Here is a 15,091-nt window from a genome sequence, read left to right as displayed (position 1 = left end):
CATAATCACCTCTTGATTGAAATTCCAAATATAATGAGCAGATTTATTGTTCATATTTAACGAATTTAAAACAAAACATGATTGAGTATACAATTTTATTAAATAAGAACAAAGATTAATCTCATAAAAAAACCGGTGTTTCCACCGGTTTTTTCTATCTAAATCGAACGACTAAATTAGTCGTTAAATTTACGACGTGGACGATCTTCACCGCCAAAAGCTGGACGCTCACCACGTGGTTTGTCATCAAAGCTACGACGTGGACGATCTTCGCCACCAAAAGTACGCTTAGGACGATCATCACTGAAGCTACGTTGTGGACGATCACCGAAACCGCCTTCACGACGTGGTGCTGGACGATCACCAAAATCACGACGTGGAGCTGGACGATCACCACTTGGTTTATAGTCTACACGGTTGCCACGGTTATCATCCGCAGAACGTGGTTTATCACCAAAGCTACGTTGTGGACGATCACCGAAACCACCTTCACGACGTGGCGCTGGACGATCACCAAAATCACGTTTAGGACGGTCATCAAACGAACGTTGTGGACGATCACCGAAACCACCTTCACGACGTGGCGCTGGACGATCACCAAAATCACGTTTAGGACGATCATCAAACGAACGTTGTGGACGATCACCGAAACCGCCTTCACGACGTGGCGCTGGACGATCACCGAAATCACGCTTAGGACGATCATCACCGCCAGCATAAGCTGGACGCTCACCACGAGGCTTGTCATCATAGCTACGACGTGGACGATCTTCACCACCAGCATAAGCTGGACGATCACCACGAGGTTTATCATCATAGCTACGACGTGCGCCACCGCCATCACGACCGCCGCCAAAACCGCCACGACCGCCATCACGACCGCCGCCAAAACCGCCACGACCGCCATCACGACCACGACCACGACCACCGCCATCACGACCACCGCCATCACGACTACCACGTGCAGGAGGTGGAGATGGCTCAAGACCTTCAATTTCAGATACGCTTAAACGTGCATCTAGGAAGTCTTCAAGCGCGCGAATTTTGCCGCGTTCACGGTAAGTTGCAAGTGTAATTGCATTACCTGTACGACCAGCACGACCTGTACGACCAATACGGTGTACATAGTCTTCGTTCTTCATTGGAAGACCGAAGTTAATTACGTGTGAAATTGTCGGTACGTCAAGACCACGAGCAGCAACGTCAGTTGCAACTAAAATCTTAGCGCGACCTTCACGGATGCTACGTAAACGACGGTTACGAACAGTTTGTGGCATAGCACCGTGAAGCGCTACAACTGATAGACCTGCTTCAGCAAGTTCTTCAGCCAACATATCTGTATCTTCTTGAGTACTTGCAAACACAACAGCTTGATCTACAGACTCATCAGACAACCAATGTGTAAGTAATTTTTTCTTGTGTTCGAAGCCATCAGTCCAATGCAATGTTTGTGTGATGTCTGTATTGGTAGAGTGACCAGTTTCGATTGCAATACGCATCGGATCATTCATCATACGTTCAGCAAGCGTGATAATACGCGGTGCAAACGTTGCAGAGAACATCAATGTTTGTTTACGGTTTGCCGCTAAATCACCAATTGCTTCTAAGTCTTCAGAAAAACCTAGATCAAGCATACGGTCAGCTTCATCGACAATTAACGCATCAACGTTATCAAGTTTAATTTGACGACGGTTAACAAGATCAAGTAAACGACCTGGAGTCGCAACGACAACTTGTGCACCTTTTAACTGTTGGATTTGTTTACCAAAAGGCATACCACCCATAATCGCAGCAACACGCACACCTTTCATATGACGTACCAATGCAATTGCATCTTGACATACTTGTTGTGCAAGTTCGCGAGTTGGTGAAATCACCAAAATATTCGGTTGTGTAATCGCTTTCATGCGATCTTTAAATGGCACTAGCGTATCTTGATTCGCTAAACCGTTTAAAGTAGGTAATAAGAATGCAGCAGTTTTACCAGAACCTGTTTGGCTTGATACAAGAAGGTCTTTACCTTCGAGTGCAGCTGGAATCGCTTGTTCTTGTACAGGAGTTGGTGTAGTAAAGCCTAAACCTTCGATCGCTAGTGTTAAAGACTCATCGAGGGAAAAATCAGCAAAAGTTTTGCTCATAGAGAGTGTTCACCCTAAAGTGGGTGCTCCATTTAATAAATTACAATATGGACATCGGCAAAAAGCGGCACAGCAAATAGAGCTGAAAAATAAGGATTCAGCAGCGATCCGAATAACGACGATGTGGATATAACGCACGTATATGATTACGGCCGCAAACCTGAAGGAATCGCTTAAGCGATTGGGGCGCGAAGGATATGTCCTCTCTATGGACAGCACGCGCATACAATGATTAGAAGATAATGTTCAGGTAAAGAACGGAAATTTAAGTGCGTGACGGCATGATAACAGAATCATTTTAAAAAGTAATCATTTTTTTCGATTAAATTATGAATATGTACTGTTTTTTTCAGTAACAGTCTATTTTACAACTTGTTTTTTGTTTAATTTTTAAACAAATATTTTATATAAATAGCTGATCAGTGAATCCAGTGGCTAAGTAGACCCTTAAAACAATCTGTTCAAAGCCTATAAACTTTTGCCTGAAATATAAAAAGCCCTCACATTGAGAGCTTTCATTATATCACCAGGTCAAATCAATGTTACTTTGCTGCGTCACCCCAAGCTGGAACAACAGCTTGCATTAAAGGTTTGAGCATTTTCATAGAGCAAGCAATCACTTGACCATTTTCCATAGAGTCAGAACCACCACGGGCATCGACTACAGTACCGCCCGCTTCTTTGACGATTAACTCGCCCGCAGCGATATCCCAAGGTTTCAAACCAAGCTCGAAGTAACCATCAAGACGACCCGCAGCAACATACGCCAAGTCTAATGCAGCAGAACCCGAACGACGGAATTGTGCACCCGCTTCAGTCACATTTAATAATGAATCAAAATGGTTTTTCGCATAAGAAACCACTTCACCGTTACGTTTATTACGGTAAGCATGACCTACAGCCAAGAACGTATTGTCCAAGCTATCTTTCACATTTACACGAATACGACGTTGATTCATCATGGCACCGCGACCACGACTAGCAGAGAAAAGCTCATCTTTCACAGGGTCATAAATAACGCCATGCTGAGTGATGCCTTTATGCTTAACGGCAATGGAAATACAGAAATGTGGGAAACCGTGAATAAAGTTTAAAGTGCCATCAAGAGGATCAATCACCCAACACCAATCAGCGTCGTGACCTTTACCTTCTTGTAGACCAAACTCTTCACCAAGGAAGCTGTGGTTTTTATAACTTTTACGGAGCGTGTCGATCGCCAATTGTTCTAAATAACGGTCTACACGCGTTACTGGGCCATCAATCCCTTTTTCTTCGACTTGTAGATCGAGTTTATGACGATTTTGATGCGCTTTTAAAAGCTCTTGACCAACTAATTGAGCCGCACGCGCAGCCATAACCACCATAGGTTCCATTGAACACCCACTACAAATTGAAGATACTGATAAAGAATAATGCATAAAAGCCCGCACATTTTAGCAAATATGCAGGCTTTTAGGGGAAAAATGTTTCTAAAATTTAATAAATCAGGATGAAACGGTTTCCATCAGTTTCAGCCACACCAATTCAATCGATTTTTCAATGCCTTTGCTATCGAGTCCTGCTTGTTGCAACATTTGTGCATGTGAAGCTTGATGCATAAAAGTATCAGGCAAACCTAAATTTAAACTCGGTTTCACAATTTGTGCTTGAACCAAGTATTCATTGACTGCACTGCCCGCACCCGCCATAACGGCATGCTCTTCAACCGTCACAAATAAATTGGTGCTTGGTGCAAGTGCTGCGATCATCTGTTCATCAAGTGGTTTAACAAAACGCATATTCACGACCCGTACCCCGACATCATGGGTTTGTGCCAACGCTTGTGCTGCTTCTATTGCAACCGTTACACGACTGCCAAAAGCCAGAATACTGATTTGTTCATCATATTGTTCATTAAAGCTAGCCACAATTTCTGCTTTACCAATCTCTAAAACGCTTAATTGTTGTTGAATTTCCACCCCGACACCATTGCCACGCGGATAACGTACAGCAGCAGGGCCTGAATATAAGTAAGCCGTATGCAACATTTGACGACATTCATTTTCGTCTTTCGGCGCCATGATCACCATATTGGGTACGGTACGCATGAAAGCATAATCATAAGCTCCTGCATGCGTTGGACCGTCTTCACCCACCAAACCAGCGCGATCGATCGCAAAAGTTACATCTAAATTCTGTAAAGCAACATCATGAACCAGCTGATCATAACCCCGTTGTAAAAAGGTCGAATAAATCGCAACCACTGGTTTTAACCCTTCACAGGCCATCCCTGCCGCCAAAGTCACTGCATGTTGTTCCGCAATCGCGACATCAAAGAAACGTGTTGGAAATTGTTTGGCAAACTGCACCATACCTGAACCTTCACACATGGCTGGGGTAATCGCAAGTAAACGGTCATCTTGCGCAGCTTCATCACACAGCCATTGCCCAAAGACATCCGAATATTTTGGTGCGCTATTTGCTGAAGATACTGCGCTTACTTTGCTAATGGCATGATATTTAATTTGATCGGATTCAGCAGGAATAAAGCCTTTACCCTTTTTGGTATAGACATGAATTAAGCGTGGTCCTTGACGTTTTTTCAATGCATTAAAGACTTGAACCAACTGATTCACATCATGACCATCGAAAGGCCCAAAGTAGTCAAAACCAATGGCTTTAAATAGGTTATCTGCCGCATCCGTGGCTGAACTGTGTAAGCGTGAATTATAATTCCACTCCGGATGTGGCTCTAGATAAGCTTCGCCTGTTTCTGAAATATTGACCGATTGACCACTTTCCCAAATCGCAGCGAGGTGTTTAGCAAAGCCACCCGTGCTACATGAAATGGACATATCATTGTCATTCAGCACGACCATCAAGTCAGCATTATGCGCCACTGCATCATTCATGGCTTCAAAAGCCATTCCAGCCGTCATAGCACCATCGCCAATAATGGCAACCACTTCACATGGATTTTTTTGGTAACGACGTGCCAGTGCCATGCCTAAACCCGCAGAAATGGCAGTTGAAGAATGTCCAACGCCAAAGGTATCAAATACCGATTCTTCACGTGTAGGAAATGCAGCCAAACCATCTTTCGTACGAATGGTGGTGAGTTGTTCACGACGACCCGTTAACGCTTTATGCGGATAAGCTTGATGTCCCACATCCCAAATTAAACGGTCATGCGGGGTATTAAAACAATAATGTAAAGCAACCGTCAGTTCGATCACCCCAAGGTTGGCACCAAAATGGCCTCCACTTTGTCCTGCTGCATACAAAATGTATTGACGTAACTCATCTGCCACTTGTTCTAATTGGCTACGCTCGAGCAAACGTAATTGTTGTGGGTGATCAATCGCATCCAGCAACGGTGTTATAGGGCGGTGAGTCGGTATTTCTGTATACAACATAAATGGCAAAGCCTTCTAAAGCCTGGCAAATCCTAAGCTAGGTAAATGGGTTACTCGATCATATTGTCGAATTGTATCACCTTTAAATCAGCCACATTTCTAGCGATGCAGTTTTGAGGAGTTCTCTCAACTGGGTGTTTACTCATAAAACCAGATTATCCTGAATAATCTTACTATTTATCAACCATTATCGTTCGCTTTATACAAAAAAGAAAATCTTATGCATAATTTCAACATAGCAATTCTACCAATGTCCAAGCATTACGCTATACTTTAATCAATTAATAATCTATCTGACGGGTTAAGCAGTGCCTATAGAATTTGTTGCAACTTCAAGATTACCAACCGCTTTTGGTGAATTTAAAATCACTGTATTTCAAGATCCAGAAACTGGTGAAGAGCATGTAGCACTTTCTAAAGGCCTCGACACAGCACCCACGGCTCCAGTATTGGTTCGCATTCACTCTGAATGTTTAACTGGTGATGCCTTTGCCTCACTCAAATGTGATTGTGGGCCTCAGTTACAAGCCACACAAAAATTAATCAATGAAGTGGGGCAAGGCGTGATTTTATACTTGCGCCAAGAAGGGCGTGGTATTGGGCTAACCAATAAAATTCGCGCTTATGCTTTGCAAGATCAAGGTCATGATACGGTTGATGCCAACTTAATGTTGAATTTACCCGCGGATGCTCGACGTTACGACATGTGTAATATCATGCTGGAACATTTGAAAATTAAACAAGTCAAATTAATCACCAATAATCCTACAAAAATTAAAGCCTTAAAAGAACTGGGTATTGATGTGGTCGATCGTGTTCCCCTCACCGTCGGTTTGAATCCATTTAATGCTGACTATTTAAAAACCAAACATGAACGTATGTCACACATGTATGATAAAGATGACTTCTAATTCATTTTAAAAAATATTATAAATCATTAGGGTCTGTTGACATTTCACAGATGCTTGCGACAGAGGACATTTTTTAGATGCTACAAGGCATGTTTTACGAAATTTAGTCATTCTAAATGATGAGCAGTGACTAAAGCTGCGCAAGATAACGCAGTAGCGGAAAAAATGTCCCTGTCCCATAGGGTTATTACTAAAACTTCCCCAAACTTCGTTATGAAACTTGACAAGGGGATCACCATTGTCTGCATTTCATGCCTTGCTTGAGTTGTTTTAGTGAATAACGCAATGCATGGCTGAAATGTCCACAGACCCTAGATTTAGGGATTTTTTACAAGATGTTAAAAAATCCCTTACTTTTTTTATGACTTTATGCTTTGATGTATTCAGTCCTTAAAATCATGCTATAGAGGTCATCTATGCAGAACCCAACGTCAGCTGATATTCAACGCGTTCGCGAATTTCTCCTCGATTTACAAGCCCGTATTTGTGCAGGTCTAGAACAACGAGAATTACAGAGTGGTGGCACTGCTCAATTTGAAATTGATGATTGGGAACGTCCAGAAGGTGGTGGCGGTCGTTCACGTGTTTTACAAAATGGCACGGTGATTGAAAAAGGTGGCGTGATGTTTTCACACATCAATATTTCAAAACTTCCAGCTTCTGCAACTGAGCGTCATCCACAAATTGCTGGAGCAAAAGCACAAGCTTTAGGGGTTTCTTTAGTCATTCACCCCAAGAATCCAAATGTTCCGACCTCACATGCCAATGTGCGTTTATTTGTCGCAGAGCCTGAAGGGCAAGATCCAATTTGGTGGTTTGGTGGTGGTTTTGACCTCACTCCATTTTATCCAGATGATGCAGATATAGTGGCTTGGCATCAAAAAGCCCATGACCTGTGTGCCCCTTTTGGTGACAGCGTCTATGCCGAACATAAAAAATGGTGTGATGACTACTTCTATTTAAAACATCGTGATGAACAACGCGGTGTCGGTGGATTATTCTTTGATGATTTAAATCAATGGGATTTTGAAACCTGCTTTCAATATATTCAAGCCGTGGGGAATGGTTACTTAGACGCGATTTTGCCGATTTTCCAACGCCATCAAAATCAACCTTATAGCCAAGCACAACGTGAGTTTCAACTCTACCGTCGTGGTCGTTATGTGGAATATAATTTGGTTTATGACCGTGGGACTTTGTTTGGTTTACAAACAGGCGGGCGGATTGAGTCAATTTTGGTCAGTATGCCACCGCTTGCCGCTTGGTCATATCGTCCAGAATGGGATGAGGATTCAACTGAAAAACGCTTAACCGATTACTATTTAAAACCACATGATTGGTTAACTGAACATCAATAGATAACTTGCATAAATCAAAAACTGTTCAATATTTGATTCTTTAAAATCAGCACTGCCTCATTTAATTGATTCAGTTTTTATACCTTTGCGTAGGCATTATCCCTACTTTTGAAAGGTCAAAAGTAGGCAAAAACCTTTTGTTTCCCATACACGACATCCTTGTCGTGATGGGAAACGTGTGGCATCCATGCCACACTCATGAATCCAATATTTCCTAAAATTTATTTTTTAATGTTGGCTTTACGAACTACTTTTATTGATCAAAAGGCGACTTATGAAAGAAGTCTAATAGTTAAACATTTAAAAAAATTAACCCCTTTTTCCATATTGGATCAAGGAGGTTTTTTAACTTTAAGCAGTCTCTGAGTTAATATTGATTAAAGCATAAAACTGTTTGAATTAAAGTCATTCGCCTATAAATATAGTGGACTATTCCATCAATAATAATGTTGCCGACATATTTCCTTACAGCACGAGATGCAATGGCATTTCTAAAATCGTTTAGACTGGGTCATTCAATTTAAGCACTTTACGCCTATTTTAAAGCCAGCATAAATGACAACAAACCATGCTTAAGGAGAAAAAAATGTTCAACAAAACACTCAATCGCAAAGTATTTTTATTTTGGTCAATTTTCATCATGATCCTTTGCTCCATAAGCATTACCTTCTCATCAGACAATACCTTTTCCGATAGCTTATCGATTAGCTTTAGCGTACTTGCTGGTTTTGGCTTATTTTTTACTGCGGCAATGTTGCTTGAAGAAGTGGTGCACGACATCTGTAATCCTTAGCTTTAACTTTAATCGCTTGCGTTTCGCTACACATTATTGAAGTGTATTTTTCCAATTCCTAATTGTTTTATTTTCTCTCCTTCTGACTTTAGCCTTGTTTAAAAATCACGTATATTGAATGCCATTTCCGCACATGGATCTTGTGAAATGAGCAAACAATTCGCGGTGATTGGTCACCCTATCGAACAATCGCGCTCACCAGAACTTCATCATGCTTTTGCACAAAAAACAGGTATTGACCTCCATTACAGCAAACGTCTTGCTCCACTGGATGGTTTTGAAGCCAACATTAAAGCGTTTTTTGCCCAAGGTGGCAGCGGCATGAATGTCACTGTGCCTTTTAAAGAGCAAGCATTTGCGCAATGCCATGTTCTGACTGAACGTGCCAAAATTGCTAAAGCGGTGAATACGCTGTGGATGCAAGATGGAAAACTGCATGGTGACAATACCGATGGTCAAGGGCTGGTCGATGCCATTCAAGCTTTAAATTGGAATTTAGACAATACCGCTATTTTAATCATTGGTGCAGGTGGCGCAACGCGTGGCGTGGTCTACCCGCTGGTGCAAGCAGGTGTGAAAAATATTGTCATTGCCAACCGTACTTTAGCCCGTGCAGAACAATTGGTCGCAGATTTAAAAGATGCTGTTCCGCAAGCCACCCTTGCTGCCGTTTCATTAGAGCATTTAAGCGGTGAGTTTGATCTGGTGATTAATGCGACCTCAGCAAGCTTAAGTGGCGATGCTTTAGTCTTACCTGAAACATTGCAGTTTAAATATGCTTATGAAATGGCCTATGGCAAACCCTCTAGCTTTTTAGATCAAGCCAAAGCGCGTGGTATTCCCACATCTGAAGGGTATGGCATGTTGGTGGGTCAAGCGATTGAATCTTTTTCCATCTGGAATGGAATAAAACCATCACTGAAAGATTTTCTTTAAGCCGATCTCTAACATATATCCAAAAAAAGAACCTCATCTGAGGTTCTTTTTAACACTTATTTTTTAGGGTTCAAGTTTTCCTTTAATGCCGTATAAGTTTTTTGATACAGCTCTAAATCAATATACCCATCTTGTTCTAAAGTCAGTTTTTCAATCGACTTTAAAGACAAACGGTTTTGCGTTGAATCTACATAGGCTTGTGCCAAGATATCTGCAACAGCTTTCAATTGTTGCGGCTGATCTACGTCGTAGTCTTGTTTAAAGTTCTGCATATACTGCTGAGCAAAAATGGCTTTTGGTTGTTTATATTGTTTAACCAGTTGCTGCCATGCCTGACGCTCAGCATCCTTTGCAACAACGGCATTCACGATTTGATACACCGCTTCGCCTAACTCGTGATTAAACTGCTGATCGAGTTCTAAATCATGTTTTTTCTGCAACGCTTGAATCTGTTTCAGCGCCTGACCTGTAGGGTTATAAATCGCTTCGTCTGCAAACCAATAGGCATAGACCTGTGCAATTTCGTGCAGGCTTTGTGCATTGTAGTTTTTAAGCAAATCACGATTTTGGGCTGCCATTTGCATTCCCCACAGCGCCTGATAAGTTTGCGCATAAGAATGGGTTTGCTGATAGGTTTTTTCTGCCAATTGCTTCAGTTGTTCATTCAAACTCAGCATATTTTTCACGGTTGTCGCTGCATCTGTTTCGGTTTCTTCTCCCCCTGTTGCAGTAGAAAAACCACGAACCATATTTTCAATCACCGACCCTTTAGATATTTCTGCTAAAGACTTGGCTTGACGTAATTGAGCACCATCAATTGTACTGGCCTGACCATAATTCTGAATATTAAAATCGGCCTGAATATTGACTGTGCCATATTTTTGACTGGTGATTTGTACATCATAATCTACCAGTATGGCTCGACCTTGGGCATCCAGTCCGACATCCATGACCAGAGGAATTTGCTGTGCATTGGCTTTCAGTGCTTGCTGAATTTCAGGTTGATGCTTCGCCCATAAGCCTGAAAATGTTTTGACATCCATCAATTGATCTGACGCATATGGTTCAAAAATAGGACTCAAACTGCTTAGCGCATCAATCAGTTTTGTCTGATCAACATCCTGCTCTTTGCTGGCAAAAGCATTTAAATCATATTCATGCTGGCAGAAGGTTAAAGCGCCCATCGTGGCACGCTGGGGTTGGCTGATCAATTCTTGACACTGCTGCTGATTTAAATATTCATCCGAGCCTTTATCTGCGGTTTGCACTGCATCCGCTGCGACTATATCTTCGGGTTGCTCTGTTACAACAACCGTATCCGCTGCCACTGCTGTAGCAGCACAGGATTTATCCTGTTTTAAACAACCAGACTCCGTTGCTGGCTCTGCTGTATCACCTTGCCCTAAAGCACTAAAATGCGTATCGATTAATAGGCTTAACTGCAAACTTGATTCAGCTGCTTCATCTTTAGTCAAGCTTGGTACATCATCTACCTCCCCTGCTGGAGCGACAGCTTTATGCTTCTGGGTCGAATCCTGTGTTGCTACAGTTGTCGCGGCTTGCTCGGCAACTGCATCTGTCGGCTTGATTCCAACCACCGAATTGAGAAAATAAGGTCGGTTGACTTGTTCATATAACGCCATTTGCAACTGGAGTTGTTCTAAGGTGGTGCTTAAACGAATTTTCTCTACTACAGCCAAATTCTTATCTTTGGCATTCAACGGCAAAGCTTGAATCCCTTTCGGTTCAGCCAAGGCATAAGACAAAGCATTGACTTGCTTTAAATAATCTGCCAGTTTTTTAAAATCAACGCGATTGATTTCATTTTTATACTTGGAAAAATCAATATAGGCAAAACTTGCCTGACTGTCTTTATTGACTAAATAAGGCATCAGTGAAAAATAATTGATATAAAACTTATACTCATTAAAATCAACCACCATCGGGACTTTGGCATGCACCAGCAGCGTTGGTTTTTCATATTTTGCCTCTAAATTTAAAGAGGCGAGTTTTTGCCGATAATGCACTGAACCATTGTAACTAAACTGAATATTACTTAATAAGTTCAAAGCAAACTGATCAAAGTTACTCCCGTATCCCTCTTTCGCAGCAAACCGATCGGCATTCGGAAGCTGTTCTTTTGCCAATGCGGTATATAAATGCTGCTTTTCCTGATGACCTAAACGAAGCTTTTGAACTTTAAGATATTGTTCAATTTGATGCTGCAACACAGGATCTAATGAGGGAGCACTCTCTTGTTGAGTCACTTTCGAGTTTTTTGTCGTATTTGGGGCTAAATTTGCATGAAAATTCAATTTTCCTTGATAATCATAGCCCGACGTTTCAAACATGGCGTTTAAACCTGTAACAGCTTTTTGCTCTAAACTCTGTCCAGTATTGGCATTGGATTTAATGACATGTTGTGAACAAGCACTTAGGCTTAAGGCTATTAAGCATAAAGTTAAATATCTTATTTGCATGATTTCTTTTTAAATACCTTATGTTATTTATACTTAAACACTGATCAATTTAACTTTTTGATCAAAATCAAAGTTTATACTTTAACAAAAAAATATTTTCTAAGCCGTTTAATTTTCATTGTTATTCGCCTTTCTGACATTTTTCCAAGGCTACACTATCAATGTATTTTGATGAGCAATGTGAATAATCAAACTATCGATTCGGATAATCCAAAACTATTTCTAAATTAGGATTAACACTATGCCTGCTTATAAAGCTCCTTTACACGACATTCGCTTTTTAATGAATGAAGTTTTTGACTTCTCTGCCCACTATAAAACTTTATCCAATGGCGAAGCTGCCGATGCTGACACTGTAGACATGATTCTAGAAGGTGCAGCAGATTTTTGTGAAAATATACTGTCACCTTTAAACCAATCGGGTGATGAAGAAGGCTGTCATTTCGAAAATGGCGAAGTCAAAACACCGAAAGGCTTTAAAGAAGCTTATGACCAATTTGTGCAAGGGGGATGGCAAGGTCTGTCTTTTCCAGAAGAATTTGGCGGTCAAAATTTGCCTCAATCTTTAAATCTGATCAAATCAGAAATGATGGGCACAGCAAACTGGTCATTCCAGATGTACCCAGGTTTAAGCGTTGGCTGCATGAATACCATTCTTCAGTTTGGTACTGAGGAACAAAAAAATATCTACATGCCTAACCTTGTGGCAGGTACGTGGTCAGGCACCATGTGCTTAACTGAACCACAATGTGGTACAGACCTAGGTCAAGTAAAAGCCAAAGCAGAGCCAAATGCAGATGGTACTTATCATATTACTGGGACAAAAATTTTCATCTCTGCGGGTGAACACGATTTAACAGAAAATATCATCCACATTGTCCTTGCACGTCTTCCAGATGCGCCCGCAGGTACAAAAGGGATTTCTTTATTTATTGTGCCTAAATTCTTGGTCAATACCGATGGTACTGTAGGTGAGCGTAACCCTGTAACCTGTGGTTCAATTGAACATAAAATGGGGATCCGTGCTTCTGCAACAGCGGTTTTAAACTTTGACAATGCTGTGGGTTACTTAATTGGCGAGCCAAATAAAGGCTTACATGCCATGTTCACATTTATGAACACGGCGCGTATTGGGACTGCAATTCAAGGCATCGCGCATGCTGAACTGTCGTTCCAAGGTGCTTTACCGTATGCCAAAGATCGTATGTCTATGCGTGCTCTGTCTGGCAAGAAAGACCCTGAAAAAGTTGCTGACGCCATTATTCACCATGCTGATGTTCGCCGCATGTTGTTGACGCAAAAAGCGATTGCTGAAGGCGGTCGTTCCATGATTTATTATGCAGCGCAACTGGCTGACAAAATGGCCGATGCCCTAGAGCGCGGTGATACTGCGGCATTTGAAGCAGCAGATGATCATTTAGGTTTCTACACTCCAATCCTAAAAGGTTTCTTAACTGAGCTAGGTTTAGAAGCAGCAAACCACGGTATGCAAATTTATGGCGGTCACGGTTATATCAAAGAATGGGGTATGGAGCAGATTGCACGTGATGCACGTATTGCGACGCTTTATGAAGGTACAACGGGCGTGCAAGCACTCGACTTGATTGGTCGTAAAGTATTACTGACCTCTAAAGGTAAAGTTATTCGTGACTACACCACTGAAATTTTGAAATTCTGTGCGCAAAATGCCACCAACAAATACATGCGTCGTTTTGCATGGGACTTAACCAAAGTATGTGCACAGTGGAATGCCTTAACGGTGCGCATTATGCTTGCGGCACGTAAAGACCGTGACGTTGTCTCTTCAGCTTCTGTCGATTTCTTGATGTTCTCTGGCTATGTGATGATGGCGTATTTCTGGGCGCAACAAGCTGCTGTTGCTTCAGAAAAATTGGCTTCTGGTGATGGCAAAGAATCTGCTGAATTCTATAAAGCGAAAATTAAAGTCGCTGACTTCTATTTCGAACGCTTATTGCCACGTACCCAAGGTCATGCTGAAGCCATGGTCAATCCTTCAAAAACCATGACTTCATTAGCACCTGAACACTTTAGCTTCGACTACTAAGGTTTAAGTTTTTAGAGTAAAGAAGAGAGCGCTTAGGCGCTCTTTTTTATAACAAGTATTTTAGTTTTTTATTCATTTGCAGCAATATTAATCCGGCAAAGATTGAACACACCAATACAACCAAGCTAAATAAGGTCTGTTGATTTAAAAAATAGCCTTTTAAATGGTAAATAAAAAAAGGATGAATTAAAAAAATGGCCGTCGATAAATTTGCCAATTCTTTATTTTTCCCCAGTATATTCTGATTAAAAACGTATATAAAAATAATTGGCGCAGCAATAAATAAGGAAAACATCTGATCCAGACTTTCCTTCCGACTAATGAAAAAATAATTCGCAAGTGATTCCACGACCACTAAAACAACCACAACAATCACATGCCAAAGCTTTATATTTATTTTATTACTAATTGTAGCCTGACATTTATTCAGCAGAAAACCTAAGGTCAGAAAAGGGAAACTCATCAATAAAAAATTACGATGCACGGTATAGGTGTTCAATTCAGCATCCATTTGACCCTGAAATAAATGTAAATTACCGACTTGCTGAAGTATAACGCCAAGCAAAAATAAAAAAAGGCTCCCAATAAAGAGCTTTTTCGCATTTATATTTCTACAGAAATATAAAACAGAGCCACCTAACAACACGCCCTGAATATACCAAAGCACATAATAACCATTGTACAAAACAGAAAAATTATAGGAGAAGCTTTGAGTCCACCATATGGGTAAATAAAAGATCATCCAAACGGCATACAAAATAAAAATACGTTTCAGCCATGCTTTATATCTTTGGAGACTATTGATATAAAAAAAATAATAACCTGTAATGACTAAAAAAATAGGGACTGCTAACCTAAATATTCCCTGCACGAAAACATGGCTTAAAAGTGTCGATACATCATAAAAAATACGGGTATGTAAAAAAACCACAGCAATTGCTAAAATGACTTTCAAAATATCAATCGATAAATTTCTTTCCATTTTCTACTCATACACGTACATAAAGTTAAATTT

10 protein-coding genes are annotated in these 15,091 nt (G+C 41.0%); 5 read left to right on the top strand and 5 right to left on the bottom strand.

Features of this window, described 5'->3' with window-relative positions; all coding sequences use genetic code 11:
- Window positions 1–176 precede the first annotated feature (176 nt).
- The 3 genes from BLV99_RS08695 to dxs all read right to left on the bottom strand — a co-directional run bounded on the left by BLV99_RS08695 (window position 177) and on the right by dxs (window position 5,533).
- Window positions 177–2,138 (bottom strand): DEAD/DEAH box helicase, encoded by a 1,962-nt coding sequence (locus tag BLV99_RS08695; protein WP_092689695.1) that lies wholly within the window; start codon window positions 2,136–2,138, stop codon window positions 177–179.
- A gap of 542 nt (window positions 2,139–2,680) precedes the next feature.
- The gene (locus BLV99_RS08690; protein ID WP_004650520.1) at window positions 2,681–3,511 is read right to left on the bottom strand and encodes an inositol monophosphatase family protein; all 831 of its coding nucleotides are present in this window, start codon (window positions 3,509–3,511) and stop codon (window positions 2,681–2,683) included.
- Window positions 3,512–3,622: 111 nt separating this feature from the next.
- Entirely contained in the window at window positions 3,623–5,533 is a 1,911-nt protein-coding gene (gene dxs, locus BLV99_RS08685; RefSeq protein ID WP_092689694.1) for a 1-deoxy-D-xylulose-5-phosphate synthase, read from the bottom strand.
- 308 nt (window positions 5,534–5,841) lie between these two features.
- Between dxs and ribA the strand changes: the two genes are divergently transcribed.
- From ribA to aroE, 4 genes are all read left to right on the top strand, one after another.
- Entirely contained in the window at window positions 5,842–6,444 is a 603-nt protein-coding gene (ribA, locus tag BLV99_RS08680; RefSeq protein WP_086184259.1) for a GTP cyclohydrolase II, read from the top strand.
- Window positions 6,445–6,860: 416 nt separating this feature from the next.
- Window positions 6,861–7,802: an oxygen-dependent coproporphyrinogen oxidase gene (gene hemF / locus BLV99_RS08675; RefSeq protein WP_092689691.1), complete on the top strand. Its 942-nt coding sequence runs from the start codon at window positions 6,861–6,863 to the stop codon at window positions 7,800–7,802.
- 586 nt (window positions 7,803–8,388) lie between these two features.
- Window positions 8,389–8,595, top strand: a complete 207-nt coding sequence (locus BLV99_RS08670; protein WP_086184261.1) for a hypothetical protein — start codon at window positions 8,389–8,391, stop codon at window positions 8,593–8,595.
- Between the two features lie 147 nt (window positions 8,596–8,742).
- The gene (gene aroE, locus BLV99_RS08665; protein ID WP_092689689.1) at window positions 8,743–9,531 is read left to right on the top strand and encodes a shikimate dehydrogenase; all 789 of its coding nucleotides are present in this window, start codon (window positions 8,743–8,745) and stop codon (window positions 9,529–9,531) included.
- Window positions 9,532–9,587: 56 nt separating this feature from the next.
- On the opposite strand, the gene BLV99_RS08660 is transcribed toward aroE, so the two are convergent.
- Window positions 9,588–12,011 carry a hypothetical protein gene (locus tag BLV99_RS08660; protein ID WP_092689686.1) on the bottom strand — a complete coding sequence of 808 codons (2,424 nt, stop codon included), beginning with the start codon at window positions 12,009–12,011 and terminating at the stop codon, window positions 9,588–9,590.
- Between the two features lie 241 nt (window positions 12,012–12,252).
- Between BLV99_RS08660 and BLV99_RS08655 the strand changes: the two genes are divergently transcribed.
- A complete protein-coding gene (locus BLV99_RS08655; protein ID WP_092689683.1) occupies window positions 12,253–14,076 on the top strand; it encodes an acyl-CoA dehydrogenase C-terminal domain-containing protein in 1,824 nt (607 codons plus the stop codon).
- A 46-nt stretch (window positions 14,077–14,122) separates the two neighbouring features.
- Here BLV99_RS08655 and BLV99_RS08650 read toward each other — a convergent pair whose 3' ends face one another.
- On the bottom strand, window positions 14,123–15,058 hold the full coding sequence (locus BLV99_RS08650) for an acyltransferase family protein (RefSeq protein ID WP_092689680.1): 936 nt from the start codon (window positions 15,056–15,058) through the stop codon (window positions 14,123–14,125).
- Window positions 15,059–15,091: the final 33 nt, after the last annotated feature.

Origin of the sequence: Acinetobacter kyonggiensis, assembly GCF_900107285.1 — a bacterium.
GTDB lineage: Bacteria > Pseudomonadota > Gammaproteobacteria > Pseudomonadales > Moraxellaceae > Acinetobacter > Acinetobacter kyonggiensis.
The sequence above is the reverse complement of the archived record's forward strand: the minus strand, read 5'-3'. Positions and strand labels throughout refer to the sequence as shown.